This is a genomic window from Sphingobacterium bovisgrunnientis (genome assembly GCF_009829085.1).
GTDB lineage: Bacteria > Bacteroidota > Bacteroidia > Sphingobacteriales > Sphingobacteriaceae > Sphingobacterium > Sphingobacterium bovisgrunnientis.
Map to the genome: position 1 here is coordinate 26,540 of NZ_WUQY01000033.1, position 16,384 is coordinate 42,923.

Annotated in this window: 15 protein-coding genes and 1 pseudogene; 6 read left to right on the forward strand and 10 right to left on the reverse strand. The window is 31.7% G+C overall.

Annotated elements, in window-relative coordinates; genetic code table 11:
• Positions 1 to 38 precede the first annotated feature (38 nt).
• A complete protein-coding gene (locus GOQ16_RS14125; protein WP_160069878.1) occupies positions 39 to 707 on the forward strand; it encodes a hypothetical protein in 669 nt (222 codons plus the stop codon).
• 31 nt (positions 708 to 738) lie between these two features.
• On the opposite strand, the gene GOQ16_RS14130 is transcribed toward GOQ16_RS14125, so the two are convergent.
• Together GOQ16_RS14130 and GOQ16_RS14135 are read right to left on the reverse strand one after the other, a co-directional pair.
• On the reverse strand, positions 739 to 2,256 hold the full coding sequence (locus tag GOQ16_RS14130; protein WP_160069879.1) for a GH3 family acyl-acid amido synthetase: 1,518 nt from the start codon (positions 2,254 to 2,256) through the stop codon (positions 739 to 741).
• Positions 2,257 to 2,620: 364 nt separating this feature from the next.
• On the reverse strand, positions 2,621 to 3,571 hold the full coding sequence (locus GOQ16_RS14135) for a hypothetical protein (RefSeq protein WP_160069880.1): 951 nt from the start codon (positions 3,569 to 3,571) through the stop codon (positions 2,621 to 2,623).
• A 273-nt stretch (positions 3,572 to 3,844) separates the two neighbouring features.
• Between GOQ16_RS14135 and GOQ16_RS14140 the strand changes: the two genes are divergently transcribed.
• The 4 genes from GOQ16_RS14140 (at position 3,845) to GOQ16_RS14155 (ending at position 6,445) form a co-directional block, all read left to right on the forward strand.
• Positions 3,845 to 4,267: a hypothetical protein gene (locus GOQ16_RS14140; RefSeq protein WP_160069881.1), complete on the forward strand. Its 423-nt coding sequence runs from the start codon at positions 3,845 to 3,847 to the stop codon at positions 4,265 to 4,267.
• Between the two features lie 503 nt (positions 4,268 to 4,770).
• On the forward strand, positions 4,771 to 5,382 hold the full coding sequence (locus GOQ16_RS14145) for a Crp/Fnr family transcriptional regulator (RefSeq protein WP_160069882.1): 612 nt from the start codon (positions 4,771 to 4,773) through the stop codon (positions 5,380 to 5,382).
• Between the two features lie 99 nt (positions 5,383 to 5,481).
• Positions 5,482 to 5,958, forward strand: coding sequence for a MauE/DoxX family redox-associated membrane protein (locus tag GOQ16_RS18160; RefSeq protein ID WP_160069883.1), 477 nt, complete (start codon positions 5,482 to 5,484; stop codon positions 5,956 to 5,958).
• A gap of 193 nt (positions 5,959 to 6,151) precedes the next feature.
• A complete protein-coding gene (locus GOQ16_RS14155) occupies positions 6,152 to 6,445 on the forward strand; it encodes a hypothetical protein (RefSeq protein WP_160069884.1) in 294 nt (97 codons plus the stop codon).
• A 44-nt stretch (positions 6,446 to 6,489) separates the two neighbouring features.
• Here GOQ16_RS14155 and GOQ16_RS14160 read toward each other — a convergent pair whose 3' ends face one another.
• Genes GOQ16_RS14160 through GOQ16_RS14170 form a run of 3 tightly spaced genes read right to left on the reverse strand, consistent with a single transcriptional unit; the run spans position 6,490 to position 12,140 of the window.
• Positions 6,490 to 7,863 carry a RagB/SusD family nutrient uptake outer membrane protein gene (locus GOQ16_RS14160; RefSeq protein ID WP_160069885.1) on the reverse strand — a complete coding sequence of 458 codons (1,374 nt, stop codon included), beginning with the start codon at positions 7,861 to 7,863 and terminating at the stop codon, positions 6,490 to 6,492.
• 11 nt (positions 7,864 to 7,874) lie between these two features.
• On the reverse strand, positions 7,875 to 11,093 hold the full coding sequence (locus GOQ16_RS14165) for a SusC/RagA family TonB-linked outer membrane protein (protein WP_160069886.1): 3,219 nt from the start codon (positions 11,091 to 11,093) through the stop codon (positions 7,875 to 7,877).
• A 9-nt stretch (positions 11,094 to 11,102) separates the two neighbouring features.
• Complete coding sequence (locus tag GOQ16_RS14170; RefSeq protein ID WP_160069887.1) at positions 11,103 to 12,140, reverse strand: TlpA family protein disulfide reductase; 1,038 nt, start codon at positions 12,138 to 12,140, stop codon at positions 11,103 to 11,105.
• An 878-nt stretch (positions 12,141 to 13,018) separates the two neighbouring features.
• Here GOQ16_RS14170 and GOQ16_RS14175 point away from each other — a divergent pair.
• Positions 13,019 to 13,288: a helix-turn-helix domain-containing protein gene (locus GOQ16_RS14175; protein WP_149912702.1), complete on the forward strand. Its 270-nt coding sequence runs from the start codon at positions 13,019 to 13,021 to the stop codon at positions 13,286 to 13,288.
• 447 nt (positions 13,289 to 13,735) lie between these two features.
• Here the strand turns inward: GOQ16_RS14175 and GOQ16_RS14180 are convergent.
• The 5 genes and pseudogenes from GOQ16_RS14180 to GOQ16_RS14200 form a co-directional block, all read right to left on the reverse strand.
• Positions 13,736 to 13,942 (reverse strand): annotated as a pseudogene (locus GOQ16_RS14180) (IS66 family transposase); the annotation flags it as partial.
• Positions 13,943 to 14,155: 213 nt separating this feature from the next.
• Positions 14,156 to 14,350 carry an IS66 family insertion sequence element accessory protein TnpB gene (gene tnpB / locus GOQ16_RS18165; protein WP_438865733.1) on the reverse strand — a complete coding sequence of 65 codons (195 nt, stop codon included), beginning with the start codon at positions 14,348 to 14,350 and terminating at the stop codon, positions 14,156 to 14,158.
• Positions 14,350 to 14,625, reverse strand: coding sequence for an IS66 family insertion sequence element accessory protein TnpA (gene tnpA, locus GOQ16_RS14190; protein ID WP_240141053.1), 276 nt, complete (start codon positions 14,623 to 14,625; stop codon positions 14,350 to 14,352). Before tnpA ends, tnpB begins: the two co-directional genes overlap by 1 nt.
• A 5-nt stretch (positions 14,626 to 14,630) precedes the next feature.
• Positions 14,631 to 14,960 carry a helix-turn-helix domain-containing protein gene (locus tag GOQ16_RS14195; RefSeq protein ID WP_160069889.1) on the reverse strand — a complete coding sequence of 110 codons (330 nt, stop codon included), beginning with the start codon at positions 14,958 to 14,960 and terminating at the stop codon, positions 14,631 to 14,633.
• 254 nt (positions 14,961 to 15,214) lie between these two features.
• Positions 15,215 to 16,291: a phosphomethylpyrimidine synthase ThiC gene (locus GOQ16_RS14200; protein ID WP_204987490.1), complete on the reverse strand. Its 1,077-nt coding sequence runs from the start codon at positions 16,289 to 16,291 to the stop codon at positions 15,215 to 15,217.
• Between the last annotated feature and the right edge of the window lie 93 nt (positions 16,292 to 16,384).

Here is a 16,384-nt window from a genome sequence, read left to right on the forward strand (position 1 = left end):
TAAGGTTGTTCGACATAAATAAACAGAAAGGATTGAGAATGGGAATAAATGGAAATACAAATACTACTTTAAACTCAACAAAAAAAAACCTATCAAGAAATAAGCGAATTCCAAAAATTCTTGAAAATCAAATTCTAAAGGCTTTATCTCATTATCCAGAGTTAAAGCGTACCAATATACGATTTGTTTTTACCCGAAAATTGAAGTCATCTATTATGGCAGCTAGGCCTGTTGTTCATACCTTACTTGGCCCTCGAGGTAAAAGAGCATATGAAATCCTGATTAAACCCGTATTTAAATTAACGCATACCATACAACCGATTCACCGTATATCAGATGAAGTCTTGATTGGATGGATAGGCCATGAGCTAGGACATATTATGGATTATGAACAGCGTTCTACATTCAGTGTAGCAAAATTTGGTTTATTATATTTGATTTCTAAACGTTATATCCGTAAAGCCGAACGTGTGGCTGATACTTTTGCTGTTAATCGAGGAATGGGATCCTATATTCTGGCAACAAAAGATTATATTTTGAGCAACAGTGAATTACCTCAGAAATACAAAGATAAAATAGCAAAGTTATATTTATCACCCGATGATATTGTAGAATTGGTAGCTAAAATGGAAAAGAAAAAATCAAATGCAATTCGAGAAGAGCTAATAAAAGAAGAAACCGATATTGTGGAAGAGATTAAATCATAAAATTTCTTATACAATATCAGTTTAATACTAATTATAAAGTGTTTATATAATTTTCAAATTCCTCGAAATCTTCTTCTTTCATGACACGAGGAATTTTTGTTTGTCCTCCTAACTTTTTAAATTTCTCACTCCAAGCGTAGAAATGCGTGACTGGTATTACATTTACCTGAATTTCATCTAAAGCTTGATTTCTTGCTACTTTGTAATTTTTATTGGTATCCTTCAATTCTTGATCTAAAGATTCTTTAATTTCCGAAGATACTTCAATCTTATCTGATCCCAAATACCAACGATTAATGTTTTTCTCCCCATCTTTTATCGAAGCAACCGTAAATTCACTAATGTGAAGATTAAATTTTTCTTCCAACTTCAGAATGGCATTATTCATTTGATGAACTGAAAGTTGTTCACCTACTACATTTAAAAAATGCTTGGTGCGTCCACTGATAATAATTTCAGCACGTTCTTTGTCTGTAAACATTACTGTATCACCAATCATATATCGCCAAGCCCCCGATACAGTAGAGATTAAAAGAACGTATTCCACATCTTCTTCTACTTGATCTATGGTCAGCACTTGCGCGGATGATTTAACAGAGCCGTCTTCATCCATATTTTCATCAACAAACGGTACAAATTCAAAAAATACGCCATTATCAACTATAAGTGCCATCCCGTTAGTATCTGGCCTTTTTTGAGTTGCTAGGTATCCTTCAGATGCCAGATAAGTATCAATATAAATCATGGGATGCGCGAATAGTTTTTCAAAACTTTTGCGATAAGGACCAAACGCTACCCCCCCAGTCGTATAGACACGCAAATTTGGCCAAATGTCATGAATTGTTTCAACGTTATTGTAACGAATTATCTCCTTTAATAAAATTTCAGACCACGATGGAATACCTGTCATACTGCCAATATCCCAATTTTTAGCTGCTCTAATTATTTTACCAAGACGTTCATCCCATTCTTTACTAGCTGCAATGTGACGCCCAGGCTTATAAAATTTTCGAAACCATAAAGGAATATTGGCCGCTGATATACCGCTAATTTCACCTTCTAAAAATCCATTGTTATGCTTCAATTGTGTACTACTACCAAGCATCATAATATCCTTTTCGAAGAAATCAGCGGGTAAATCAAAGTTTTTAAGACTAAGAATTTGTTGAATGCCTGATTTTTTAATTGCATCAATCATGTCATCGGTAACGGGAATAGCCTTACTATTACTAGTTGTGCCACTACTCAAAGCAAAATACCTCTGCCCTCCTGGCCAAGTAATATTTTCATGACCCTGATGAAGATAATGCCACCACTGCTCATGAATTTTGTCGTAATCATAAATGGGAACTTCTGATTGAAAGGCTTTGATTGGGTCTGTTTCCAAAAGAATATTTGAAAAATTGTATTTTCTTCCAAATGCTGTTTCTTTTGCTCTGTTGAGCAAAGAAAGCAAAACTTCTTGTTGCGCTTTTATTGGATTAGGATCTGAACTAATTATACCAGAAACGCCAATTGCTCGTTTTATAATCTCACCAATTATTGCCATAATATAGAATTTTACTATAGAACAATCAAATTTTATGGCGGTTGAACTCTGTACGTATAATAGTAATTACTAATAAAACAATAGCACACTAATAATTATTATTCTTCCCAACAAAATATACTTACTGGAAATATAAAGAACTATATAAAAACTTCGTATACCCTTATTGTCATCCAATACCATAACTCAGGATTCCTCATCTAACCCAACTTTAATAATATAACCTAAAAATGCCTAAGACTGATCTTAAGACATAAATACTTACATTTTTAAAATTCAAAAAAGATGGTTCTCTAATTTGAATTAGAAAGGATCTAAATCACCTTAAATTTTTATAAAAAAATTTTCCAATTTAAGAATTTACTTATTTATAATTTTTCAATTCTTGATGTACGCTATCTTTAAAATTTCGGCTTATAAAAAGATATGACTGTCTTTTGTTCCTATTAGAAGTATATCCCTCATTAAAAGATTTTATATGCTTATACTTTTCTTCCAGGTCATCTTTAAGTGTTATATACTCTTGGTTACCTTTCTTTACTATTCCTTTAATAAAAAATTTATTTATCCAAATCCACCTGTTGCATTGCAGCATAAAATCACTGTTTTTCAACTCATTAATAATATCCCTATTTTCATAAGACTCCCAGGTGCCATCATGTTTAAATATTATTGTGGATTCTTTATTTACCTTTAAAACCGCTAGATTTAATTCAAGCTCAGCAAATTCTCTTTTAAAATCATTTGAAGACCACAAATCATTTTTGATCTCTATTTTTTCATTATTTTGAGACTTTAGAGTTTCTTCATTAGTATTATTTAACTCGATCTGATCATGGATACCTATTTTTGAACTTGTTTTACTAGTTTTTAAGATTCTATTTTGATCGTAAAAATAGTATACCAAGAGCCCTAGTGTGGTAATACATAAAATATTAATTACCATGTAGTATTCAGTTTGCATGTAGCCACTACTATTAAAATCTAGATTTAATAAGGAAAAAATAATTTCCATCAATGTTGTAAAGACAAAAATCGGAAATAATATCCCTACAGCTAACCTTGATACAATAAATAGTAATATGTGTTGATTTTCAGAATGATGAATATTATGGTGAAACCTTAAGGAGAGTTTAAAGTAGTAATACAATAAGCCAACACCAATTATGAACATATACCAGAATTGAAAACTCTTCATTGCTTTTAATATAGGAATTGATTGACGCGCAACTAGGATATAAAACGACAAAATTGTAGATAGTAGTAAAAGTATAATGTTAATATGAATTTTTCTACACATAAAATATGCTGCCATAGGTTACAAGTATTAAAATATAATTAAATAATATACTTTTAACAAATTTTTCCCAACAAAACCTAATCAGTATTAACTAAAGTAAGTTCCAAAATTGTATTTGAGTAATATTCTATTTCCAAAAATATTTTGAAATTTTCATCCTATCAGGGATAACATGCAGTTGGGGATAAAATAATGCATTTGAGGCTATAATCCGAGATGCAGAATATATTATTGGGGGCCATGAGTGCTAATTTTATACTAATAATTTCATTTCAAAACAACTACATTATGGAAAAACACCCATTAACAAATCTCGGAATTGCTCAGCTAATAGCTGAACTTTACGCTTTAAATGACGCTCAATTGCAAGTAGAAATTGATTCAATTCTATTAGATTTTGACAGCTGGATATTAAATCATATTGAGCTAAATATTCATCAGCAAAATTATCTCTCGCAGCTTCCTGTTGAAGTAAAAACTTGCATTCAGGTACAAGTAGCTAATAGTATGACTCTACGCTCACCTATTATTTTTACCAAGGCTGTTCCAATGTCGAATCCATCTGATCCAGAACCTCCTAAAGAAGGAAGGGGAAAGCTAATTGGACTTAAAAGTACTACAGCTAATAATTATAATAGTGTTATTGGATTAGTAAATCAAGACATACTTGAAATTGATATTAGTTACTCTAAAGAAGAGGATGCCAAGTAAACAACAAATTTTAGCTGGGAGATTGATTTAATATCTCCTTGCTAAATTCTTACTGAGGAACACTTAATAGAAGGCCACAATAGTATTAATAATTTCTTATAAATTACTTTTTATACTGTAATCTAGAACCTAAAATATCTTGGTTTTATTAAAAAGTTGCAGCTATGATTTGGTGAAGATCTGTGACAATGTCATTTTTTAATAGGTGATTAAGGGTAAATTATATTTACTTAAAAGTGCTGTAAAATAATTACTAGAAATAATACTTATTAATTATCTATAGATTTTTCAATAATCATGTCAATGAAAAGGAGTCATCATTTAAAGCAGTGATTTTCTTTAGGGAAAGAAGAACTTAATTTTTCGAAATTAAATAAATAAAATTCACAACATTCTTTTTTTAAGCATTTCTTAATTAAGCGCTGAGCTATCAGATCGAGCTTCAATCTTTAATACTTAAAAGATAAAAACTAAAAAATAGAACCAAATAAAAACCATCAAAAATGGTAGTTATAAGAAATAACAATCCTACATTTCGAGCACTTTTAGCTTTTTGGAAAAAGCATAGTACTATTGAAATGCATCACATAGAGTGGATAAAGGAAAATATAGAAATAATAAAACCACTTTCTAAGGGAGATATTATCTACTTACAGGGTCAAAAGCAAAAATATGTCTATTTCGTATCCCATGGCGCAATTGCAAGAATTATTTATGATTCGAATTACAGAATACACATACTAAGTATAGCACTGCCTGAAATGGCTTTAATGAGTACTGTACATTTATTTAGTTCCACTCCTTCCGTAGGTAATATCATTGCACTACATGCAAATACTAGAATTATTAAAATTCCATATAAAGCACTAAAACATGTACAGCAGGATATTCCAGAAGTCAATACATTAGTTAGCATACTGAATAACAAAAAGAAAAAACAACTGGCTCAACTACGTATTTTGAGTAGCATCAGCAGCACAATCGACAGATACTTATATTTTGCTGAAAACATGAAAAATCTAAAAGCTTCTTTAACCCATAAAGAAGCCGCACAATTATTAGGAATATCAATAAACTCAATTTACCGGGCATTAAATAAATGGAGAAATAGATAAAGTACTCTAAATAAATCCCATTAGTGAGTAGTCTTTTCATATGGTACAGTTTCCAAATTTGAATTATAGGTCCTACATCCTATTATAAAATTAGAAATTATGAAAATACAGACATATATACTTGTAGCTATTACGATCCTTCTACTTACACTATGGGTTCCAGCTAGTTTAAACAAGATTACTGATTTTGAATCTTTCAAGCACAATATTTATAATCAGCCATTTAACACATACATAGCTAAAGTTATTATCTACAGTATTCCATTATTAGAAATTACGACAGTAGTATTTATTGTAATACCAAAATATAGATTATGGGGATTTATTTTATCGACTTTACTATTGAGCGTGTTTACATTATATATTGCTGCAGCACTCCTAAATTTTTGGGATAAATTACCATGTGGCTGTGGTCTTATAATTTCTAGTATGAATTGGCATGAACATTTATGGTTCAACTCAATCTTTTTAATTCTCAGTGCCACTGCTTGGTCTATACAGTTCTCACTTCAAAAGATTCCTCTAATAAATTATAAAATATTCAATGATAATAAAACTTCGGAATCTAGATTCTAGGTTAATTTAGGTAAAGGGCATCGCCAGCCAAATGGTTTTCAGAATATCCAAATGTGAACTTTCAGGCATCGAACAAAAAATGAGAGTTGTTGGATAACAAAAATGGACTATCCTATTAGATAGCCCAAATAAGCAAATAAAATTTTACTAACAATGTAAATCAAACACTATGAAAAACATTAAAAACTATGCAATGGCTTTGGTAGCCTTAGTCATTGCTGCTACAAGTCTGACGCTTATGTCATTTGTTAAAAAGGAACAATCTTCGAACTGGTATCCTGTGAATACTTCTGGTATCATTTCATCAACTCCACTATCTTCCCCGCCAAGTAATAGCCCTGATGATCCATGTAGTACTGCTAAAAACACCGATATGTGCGCGATAGAAATTGAATTGAACCCAGCAAATCCCTTCCCAACATCTGTTACTCAAGCTCAAACCGATCATAATGTAACCGATGAAGCATATAGCCGATTAGTTGAGTAAAAATTAAAAGAGAGCTCCAATAAAATTTGGAGCTCTTCCTTTAATTATCTTATATTTTGTTGCACTCCAGAAAATTTAATGACATATTCAGGAATTGGCATAGTATACCTATTATCAAATGGAGGAAGTGTATAAATTTGATTATCTAATTTCCTTGTTAATATCATTTTTGCACCAGAGGTGTTATTAAATCTTTTCAAGTCTTCCCATCTATTTGATCGCAAGACCATTTCTTTACGCTTTTCTTTCAATATCAATTCCATCAATTGATCTTTAGAAACTTCATATTGAGGAACATAACTTAATTTATTTATTCGTTTAATTTTCAGATTATTATACAATGATAATGCTACATCTAATTTATCAATTCTTGCGGCTGCTTCCATTCCAATTACATAAACTTCATTAAGTGATATTCCAGAGAACATAAACAAATTACCTACATAACTACCTTTGAAAGTCTTATTTCCGAGTCCATTATCTCTAAAAAACATTCCCAATCTAAGATCATCATTAGAGTATGTTACTAATAAATTTGTATCAATACATAATCTACTTTGAGCTAATGCTGAGATAGATGGTTGCCATGAATTTAATAGAATTTCTTTATTATTTAAACCATATGCAGGAAATGGATAAGATCTAGATGCATCTAATTCATTATAATCAATTAATTCAGCATTCATTTTTAAGCAAAGATCTGCATTATGAAAAGCTTTCTCATAATCTTGAAAATACAAATATACTCTTGCCAAAAGTGCCAATACACTTTGTTTTGATGGTCTTTCAATATTATATTTAGAGTCATCAAATAAAGTTTGAGCATTATTTAAATCTTCAATTATAAAATCATAAGCTGCTTTTACGTTTTCACGTGTTACTGGTATAGTAATATCTGATTCTTTTCTTAGAGGTATTCCAATTTTGTTACTTAAATCCTGTGATTCGGAACCATACTCACCAAACAAAACTAAAATATTAAAGTGGTTCCATGCACGATGAAATAACGCTCTTGCCATCACATCGTTCCATTTCTTTTGATCATTTTCTGATGGCACAATCTTATTCAAACCTTCAATCGCAATGTTAGAATAAAATATCCGCTCATACCCATTATCCCAATCTGCTGATTGAGTTCCTTCGAAAATCTCCTTATCCCATATATATACATTACGTTGAAAGGGTGTAACAATCGTTTCCCACGAGCTTTTGGTTAAAAAATAATCATCACTTGAAATTAGTGCGAGAGACTGTGAACCCTTCTCATTAAATATCGCTACACGATCAAGTAAAGCTTCAAAATCTTCTATAGTTGATAATATAACCAGATTTTTAGCAGGTTTTACATCTAAGAAACCTTGTGAGCAACTTAGGGTCAAAATACTAGTTATGAACATATATAATATTTTCTTAATCATAATCATATAATTTAAAAGTTAGCTCTTAATCCTAATGAAAACTGTTTGGGAGGATTATAGTAGTAAAGATGATATTCTGGATCTAAACCTTGTTTATTTTTTGTCCAAATCAAACCAAGATTTTCCATTACCCCTATTACATCTAACTTAAATAAGTTATTCTTTAAGGGCAAACTATAATTTATCTGAATACTTTGTAACCTAATATAATCTCCTCTCTCAACTAATACATCAGAATTCATATAATATAGTTCTCTATTACGATCAACTGTAGTAGGAATTGCAGGTATATATGTTTTATCTTCATCCCCTGGTTGCTGCCAACGTAAATAATAATCGTTATGCATATTCCAACTATCTAAAAGTTCTTGGTAATTTATAGAGCTTCTCCTAAAATTGTACTTACCTTTCCAAAGAATCAATGCACTTAAGGATAGCTGTTTGTAACTCAATCCAGCTCGAAATGAACCATTCCATATTGGAAAACTGCTTCCTATATTCATAAGGTTTTCAGGAAGAAACTTGGGAACATTAGTATAATTAGTAGTCAGATTACCTTCTTCCATAATTAATGGGGCTCCAGTTTGGCTATCAAGCCCATACCAAGGAAATGCATAAAATATATCACGTGACTTGCCTGCAACGGCAGGAACGATATATTGAAAATAGTCTTGTATACCCAATGGTACAACGTTATAATCGACTACTTTATTCCAATTTTTACTAATACTAAAATCAGTATCAATTATGAGCTTATTCCCTATGTTATTTTTGCTAAACAATCTTACATCAAAACCTGAACTTTCAAATTTGCCATAATTGATCATTTGTTTAACTCCCGATAAAACTGGATTGATTCCTGTAGTAGGATCTGCTTCTTTTAAGCCCATAAGATCGTATGCATCCTTCTTGAAAAAATCTATACTTCCACCTAATGAACGTTTAAGTAGTGCCCAATCTACACCAATATTCCAGGAAAGTACACGTTCCCATTTAAGTTGTGGATTTCCTGCGGTTTTTAAAAGTGCCTCTCTTAATCCAGTACTACTATTAGTTGTAAATACTGCTGTTGGATAAGCTGTCGCATTCTTGTTGATATTACCATTCTCCCCTATTGTAGCTCTTAATTTTAATTCTGACAACTTTGAATTATTCATGAATTTTTCATTGTGTAAAAGCCAGCCAGAAGCTAAAGACCATAATGGAACTCCTTTCTGATTGGTTTTTACGCCAAATAAATTAGAGCCATCCCAGCGCAAACTAGTTGTTAATAAATATCTGTTATCCCACATCAGCGTTCCTAAGCCATAATAAGAAATAAACCTATCTGTAAGCTCATAGATTTGACTATTTGATGAAGGGATTCGTTGAGCTCCATCAGGATTCACTGTATAGTATTTGCTATAATCAAATATATTTTGCCCTATATAATTATCCTCACTGAAATTATACAATATCTGTAAAGGATCAAATATGGAAATATATGAGCTAATTTCACCTCCAACTAAAGAATTTATCGAAAGTTTATTAAATATATTTTTATTAAAATCCAGTTGCATACGCCCACCATACTTACGCGAAGCATCAACAGTTTTATGTCTTATAGCACCATTTGGAATAATGAATGAACCAGGACCTTGCATAAACCTGTTGACTAAGTTTCTTGTATAATACGAATCTGCAGTAAAATGATTAATTCTGTCCCCATTTGTGCTATTAAATATATAATTAGCTGAGATCGTTAAATCTTTTGATAACTTATAATTTAAATTGCTAAACATTCGAATGGAATTATTTTTATAAGTATTATCTCTAATATCTAGTTCTTCCAAGGGACTAAATAACCAATCTCTATTATGAGATTGATTAAATGAATCTAAAAAGAATGGGTTAAATGCAATTGCGCTTCTAGTTGGTTCTCCATTAATATCAATCAGAGATGCATAAGGGTATATCATATTCTTATCTGCTGGAACTATTCCTGACTGATCAAATAACGATACACTATTATTTCGTTCCATTCTATGGATATAATCTATCGAAAACTGTGCTTCAAATTTAGATGTGATCCTTATCTTATTATCTACCCTTAGTGATAGTCTTGAATTAGAATTCCCTACCAAAACAGGTTTAACATCATCATAACCAATAGAGAACAGGTAGCTATGTAAGGATGAGCCTCCACTCATATTAATATTCATTATTTTATCTATGGCATTTTGATATAAGTATTGATCTGCTTGCTTTCTTATATCCTGTTCCATAAATTTTGATTTTTCAAATTGAAATTCGTTTTCATCAATTAGGCCCTTATGCTTTTTGGACAATAGATGTGCATATGGAGATAACAATATTGTTTTTTCATCACGATAATAATTTCGATTAAACATAATTTCCTCGAAACCCATATATTCAGGAGCAGATATAAATCTATTGTTAGCATATAAATTAGGTTTATTACTGATACGAGTTGTAAATAATGCATTTATTGATTTACTTTCTCCTATTTTAGATTGTTTGAGCTGAATTACGATAACACCATTTGCGGACTTAGCCCCCCAAATTGCAGATGCGGAAGCATCTTTTAAAAAAGATATCGATTCAATGTCATTGGGATTAATGTCAGATAATTTGCCTTCAAAGGGAAAATTGTTAACAATAATTAATGGTCGAGCATCACTCATTAACGTACTCATACCTCTTAACCGCAGTGAAACATCCGTTTTCCCTCCTTCTGTTTGCATTGCTGCTCTCCGATCCAAAGCAAGTGATCCAGAAAGTCCATCCAATCTATCTAGAATATTCGATGAGAGTGATTGATTTAACTTTTTTTTATCAAAAATCTCAAAAGATCCTGCCGCACGTTCCTTAGGTATCAAAGTATATCCCGTAGCGTATACAGCTACCTCTTGGATTTCTCCATCATTCCTTTCCAAATGAATAATTAATTCGTCCAATTTATTATTGATTATAATAGTTTTGGATTTGTATTGAACATGACTTATATGGAGCATCATTGAGTCCCTTACCTGTGGAATCGTAAATCTTCCTTGTTCACCAGTAACGTAAAAAATTGTACGCCCGTGTATTTGAAGCGTTACTCCAGCAATAGGCTCATTGGTGCCTTCTGAGCGAATAATTCCAGATACATCTCTTATTGATTGCCCCTTAATTCCTGTTGCTAATATGCTTAGGAACAATAAAAAAAAATAACATTTTAATTTCATCATATTATTAGGTTAGTCTTGAAAAGGTGAAGTATATATTGGTTCATAACGATTTTCTTTTGGTATGTAGTTGATGTGACCATCTTTTAATTGATTAATAAATTCATATGATTCCTGTATCGGGTTTGAAGCTCCCAAATAATATCCGTCTTTAATCCACACATTAGGACCAACAAGTGTTTGTTTTAGAAAATAATTTGCTAGAAAATAAGATGCCGGACCGATGACCTGTGTATTTTTCCAATTCCGATCTTTAGCATATCGTATGGCCCAAAAATCAAATTCCACATTTACAGCTAATACGCTGATATTATCTTTTAGTGATTTGTGATTTGTTTCCCAATGCACTACAGAAGCTAAGCAAGGTTTACACCAATAAGCCCAAAAATCTAATACAACTATGCGATTCTCACTTAACTCACGAAGTGTTACAAATTCACGATCCAGTGAATCATTAAAAACCCTAATACGCATATCTAAAACATAATCATCAATTTTAGACTCTACTGGGAGACTTTGAATTAAGTTTGCTTTCGCCTTATACGATTTTACAGGATATTTATTGAAATCAATGTCTGAATGCTGCTGACGAAGCTTATTTTCTAATCCAGTGTCAATTCTTTCTGAAAGGAAATATGTAAATGGAATTTTAAATGATGTAGTGTCCTGTCGTACGGCAGCAAAAACTGCATTACTACTAAAGATCAATAGAAAAATGATGGTCAACATATTCATGTTGTGCGTAGGGATAATATTATTAAAATATTTTATAACATTTTTAACGAAATCTAAGTCTTTAACTTCATCAGAAGCCCCCTCTTTCTGTGAATACATTTTTCCTTCCGCGTCTTTTGAATACTTCAATCGTAATTGATACTCATAAATTTGTGAAGCCAGATATGAAGTATACCCTTCTAAATCTTCTGCACAAATTTCTTCATCCATATGTTGCCTCTTTGCCTTAAATATTTTAAAAATCGCGGGTGATTTAGCGGAAGATATGTACTCTAATAAAGGCATACCTCTTCCCTCTTGATAAAAATTCTTCATTTTCAAGTGTAATATATTTGGTTAATCGTAAAAAGCTGGTGTAGGATTTTTAAATGATTAAAGTCAAATCAATATAAATATCATACATAACTCCAGCCTTTACTAACAAAAATTAAAATGGAATTGTAAAATGCCGACTTCACAAAAGTATATTTGAAAGACAATATGTGCTTCAAACCACTTGTAAGATTGCATAAGGAGTAGTATATTTAGAGTGCGAACAATAAAATACGATATTGATTATTAAATCTTACTATGTATATCTTTATCTAGTACAGAAGTCGGCTACAGTAGACATAAGGTAAATAGGCCTATTCCATAAATCAGAATAGGCACCCTTTTTCTTTATGCGCTGTATATTTTAAATCATCAACTATTCTGGTGATCGTTTGATGTTCTTATAGATAAGATTTAATGAAATCCGTTGTTGATCATGGATCAACATCATGGACTTGATGGTAGTTGGTTTCGTTTTCATAATAGTTTTTTTATGTAATGGTTATGAATACGCTGCAACTCTAAAAGCAAAAGAGAAAGGCTGTATAGGTAGGTAAATACCAATAGAGCGAGGCTCAATGCTTCCGAACAGGCACCGTCAAGAGCCCCATAATCAAGATTATGTTTCCACAGAAGACTTACATGAGCTTCGCCCTATTGAACTTATATCTGTAAAGATAAAAAAATTCAATAGAAAGCGAGCTCACGATTTACTCATGTGGAATTTGACGGTTTCGTTCATGAGTAACACCGTTGTTAGCAGCGAATCATCACTGCTATATGTGTCGCTATAATAATTAACTAGAACAAATATAACAATAAAAATTCAAATGGACAACATCTCGTCCATTAATTTTTAAATAATTAAAAATGATAATAATATGGTTAGTAAAGTTCAAATAGAAGCATACCAAAGAAGCTTTATTGAATTTCTTAAGAAAAAATTCTGTTCTCCTTATAAAATTAGTGGTAATGAAGTTTCTAGAAACGACTATGCTAATAAAAGCGGTATTTCAAGAGGAACACTGACGAGAATCAATGATGGCTCCCCATATGACATCCCACTGTCAACAATCTACAAACTTTGCACATTTGAAAATATTTCTGTACCTGAATTATTCCAAGAATTTGATAAATCTTTAAATGAATGATTACACAAAAGAGATGTCTAAAGTGATGGGCTGATGAATTGAATTTAATATTAGCTTAGTAAATTCAATCTCTTAGTTTCGATTATGCCACGATTATTACTAACAATGACTGGACGAATTACTTCGGTTGCTGTAGTCACTTTTAAAATTTATCTATATTGCTAAATGATAAAAAAACTATAAATTCTGGTTCAGAGACACAAAATTAATTTGCTTTGAAAAGAAACATTGAGATTTTCTATGTTGAGAACTATTTTCCGATACAAAAAGTAAAATTAAACATTAAAACTATAATTTTCAATAAGTTAAGAAAACAAAAGATGTACATTAGGTGTACAATAGAAAAATGTTCGGATAATATATATTCAACTATTGTCCAAAATTTACATCGGTAGTAATTTCACCTATAATCTCACCTTAATAGTTAAGACGTATCCGGCCTATGAACTACAGGTCCGCTGATTTTTTGAAGTTCTGAGGATATAGCTCTTTAAGATTTTTGTGGTTTATGGACATAATATTTTCCAGCGTATGTTTTAACCACTGAAATGGGTTTACCTCATGCTTTTTGCAGATCGCAAAAAAAGAGTATATCATTGCTGCACGCTGTGCTGCTTCATGGCTTCCTGCGAAGAGGTAATTTTTTCGTCCCAGCTTATGTAAAACTTTTCATAAGCTGGGTTATGCATAGCTGGTGATTATGTAAAGTGCGCGACAATTAATTGCATTCTCAACTGTTGTCAGGTGTATTCATTGTCGCATCACTTCACATAATAAATCTATTAAAAGTGCTTCAGCCAATCCATTAGATTATCATTTGACAACCAGATAGGTTCCGTTTCAGGTACAACCGAGGTATAAGCTTTCTCAATCGCCATGCGCTTCGCTTTTGAATCTGCCCTCGCGTAAACCTCTGTAGTTTAGGAATACGAAAACTTCACCATTGGTGGCCTGGCGATGCATAACTGAACTAATCAATCCGCAAAGCCCATCAAATGATTTTCTCATGTCACAAAAACCATCGTATAGATAAAAACGATGCGATGAACTCAGAGCAAACACTAGTATAGACGGATCAGTTGTGAAAGCAGAGCAAGATCATTTTCGACATTTACACGCACACCATTGGGATAAATGATCTCGATATTACACTTAACTGGCGCCTTATCGATTGTTATAAAACTACTGCATACTTTGTCATTTTGTTTACTGCGAGATAACCAATAATAAAAAGTTGCCTCAGTGATGCCGTTTTCAGAGCAGTAAGCTTTTTTGCTTTTTCCGCTCGTTTGCCAGTCTGCTATCATAGATAACATCGACGCTCTTTTTTCTTGCATATTCATCATGCAAAACTATGATTTACAGTTAATCTATTAAATATGTACTTGATAGGATGAATACCTTTCAACCAGTCGTGCATCTGCGAGGCAGAGGTGTCGCTATGGCTCTCCAATTTCTTCCGTACAAATTCCGTATACTCTTCCAACGTTTTCTTTCTACCTTTAGGCGTTGAAAGATCGCGTTCAAATTCGTCCTCACTCTGACTGAGCAAACGTTTGGCTGTACGCCAGTTCATTCCTAGGTAATCTGCGATCTTTGATACTGAAAAGCCCTCACGAGAAAGCTTGTGAACTTCATGATAGGTCATAAGTTTGTTTAAATAATAGTTCATTAATACCCTTGTTTTTTTTCTTGATCACAAAGGTTGTTTTTTCTTTCGGGGTATAGCCCCGGAAGATGAACTATGTATTCATTCTTGCCAATAATCCTGCACTTGTTCTTGCCAATTATTCTGCACCATTCTTGCCAATTATTGTGTAGTAATATTTGCCAAAAATCGTGTAGTTTTATTTACCGATCACAGACCCTTTATAAACTGATTTATTTTGATTATAAAACTTAATATTCACCTTAATAGATAATAAACTATGATATAGAAAATTTCAAAGGACAGACATGAGCACATCTACTGCAACCAGATGAGTTCTTATTATAGATACAGGTTTTATTCATCATTCTGTTTGTTACAATTTTTATATCTTCTTCCACTTTATTTACTTTATCGATATTAATAATATGAGCTGCTATTTTAGAAGCCATTATCGCCTCAATTGAAGAATCTATTGAAGGAATTTTACCTGTATGCTCTTCTCTTGTAACTGATGTTATAATATCAACACATCCTAACATACCTAGAACAGAAGCTCCTATAGCACTAGAAATATGGTCTTGACCTATTGATATATCAGTAGGAATTGGACCTAATGGCATTATAGGGTAATTCATATTTTTATAATATTCCGAAATTTTTTTTAAACGTGATAAGTTACTATGACCAGGTCCTTCAATTATTATATTAACACCTTTACTATAAACATAATCTGCTATTTGTTTTTGGATTTTGAACTCTTCAATTTGACAAACATCTAAGCTATCGAAAATATTTGATGATCTAAACGAAGCTCCAATACTTATTGCAACATTATATTTATAACAAATATTAATTATTTCATCTAAAATTTCTATATAGACATTCTCCTTTTTCTTTGATTTTATTAAATCCTTTACGACCATTACTCCACCTCTAGAAGTTATAGGAACATATCTTTTAGTTGACAACTCTAATAACTTTAAAGTTGGTGTAGGATGTATAGTAATAAAACCCACTCCTTCCTCACATTGCTCTATTATTATGTCCAATAAACTATTTTTATCAATAGATTCGTTTACACTCTTAACCTGATAAATAGGTAAAGTTGAAACAACCGCATTATCAAACCTTTTAATGATTTCTTTATACAGATAAGACTTTGAAGTAAAAAGACTTAAATCAGAAATTATTTCAGGTTGATAAAAGTCATCTAATGACATAATTGAATCTAATTTTTTTAATTGCGTAAATAGATCCTTTTGAGATGTACAGCCAGTTAAAACAGAAACAATTGTTTCATGTTTAGCACCAACGTAATATCCACCTGATTTTGTTTTAATATAACATTCCAACTTTAATTGAATTTAGATCACAGCTGTCCTAAATAAATTTAGGGTGTAAAAAAATCTGCCCTCTTCTATTAATTAGGAAAGCTTTTTGTGAAA

Coding starts and splice junctions, on each gene's coding strand:
- GOQ16_RS14155 (WP_160069884.1), top strand. CDS start 6,152: ATGGCTTTGGTAGCCTTAGTCATTGCTGCTACAAGTCTGACGCTTATG.
- tnpA (WP_240141053.1), bottom strand. CDS start 14,625: ATGCAAGAAAAAAGAGCGTCGATGTTATCTATGATAGCAGACTGGCAA.
- GOQ16_RS18160 (WP_160069883.1), top strand. CDS start 5,482: ATGAAAATACAGACATATATACTTGTAGCTATTACGATCCTTCTACTT.
- GOQ16_RS14170 (WP_160069887.1), bottom strand. CDS start 12,140: ATGAAGAATTTTTATCAAGAGGGAAGAGGTATGCCTTTATTAGAGTAC.
- GOQ16_RS14145 (WP_160069882.1), top strand. CDS start 4,771: ATGGTAGTTATAAGAAATAACAATCCTACATTTCGAGCACTTTTAGCT.
- GOQ16_RS14165 (WP_160069886.1), bottom strand. CDS start 11,093: ATGATGAAATTAAAATGTTATTTTTTTTTATTGTTCCTAAGCATATTA.
- GOQ16_RS14140 (WP_160069881.1), top strand. CDS start 3,845: ATGGAAAAACACCCATTAACAAATCTCGGAATTGCTCAGCTAATAGCT.
- GOQ16_RS14125 (WP_160069878.1), top strand. CDS start 39: ATGGGAATAAATGGAAATACAAATACTACTTTAAACTCAACAAAAAAA.
- GOQ16_RS14130 (WP_160069879.1), bottom strand. CDS start 2,256: ATGGCAATAATTGGTGAGATTATAAAACGAGCAATTGGCGTTTCTGGT.
- GOQ16_RS14175 (WP_149912702.1), top strand. CDS start 13,019: ATGGTTAGTAAAGTTCAAATAGAAGCATACCAAAGAAGCTTTATTGAA.
- GOQ16_RS14195 (WP_160069889.1), bottom strand. CDS start 14,960: ATGAACTATTATTTAAACAAACTTATGACCTATCATGAAGTTCACAAG.
- GOQ16_RS14160 (WP_160069885.1), bottom strand. CDS start 7,863: ATGATTAAGAAAATATTATATATGTTCATAACTAGTATTTTGACCCTA.
- GOQ16_RS14135 (WP_160069880.1), bottom strand. CDS start 3,571: ATGGCAGCATATTTTATGTGTAGAAAAATTCATATTAACATTATACTT.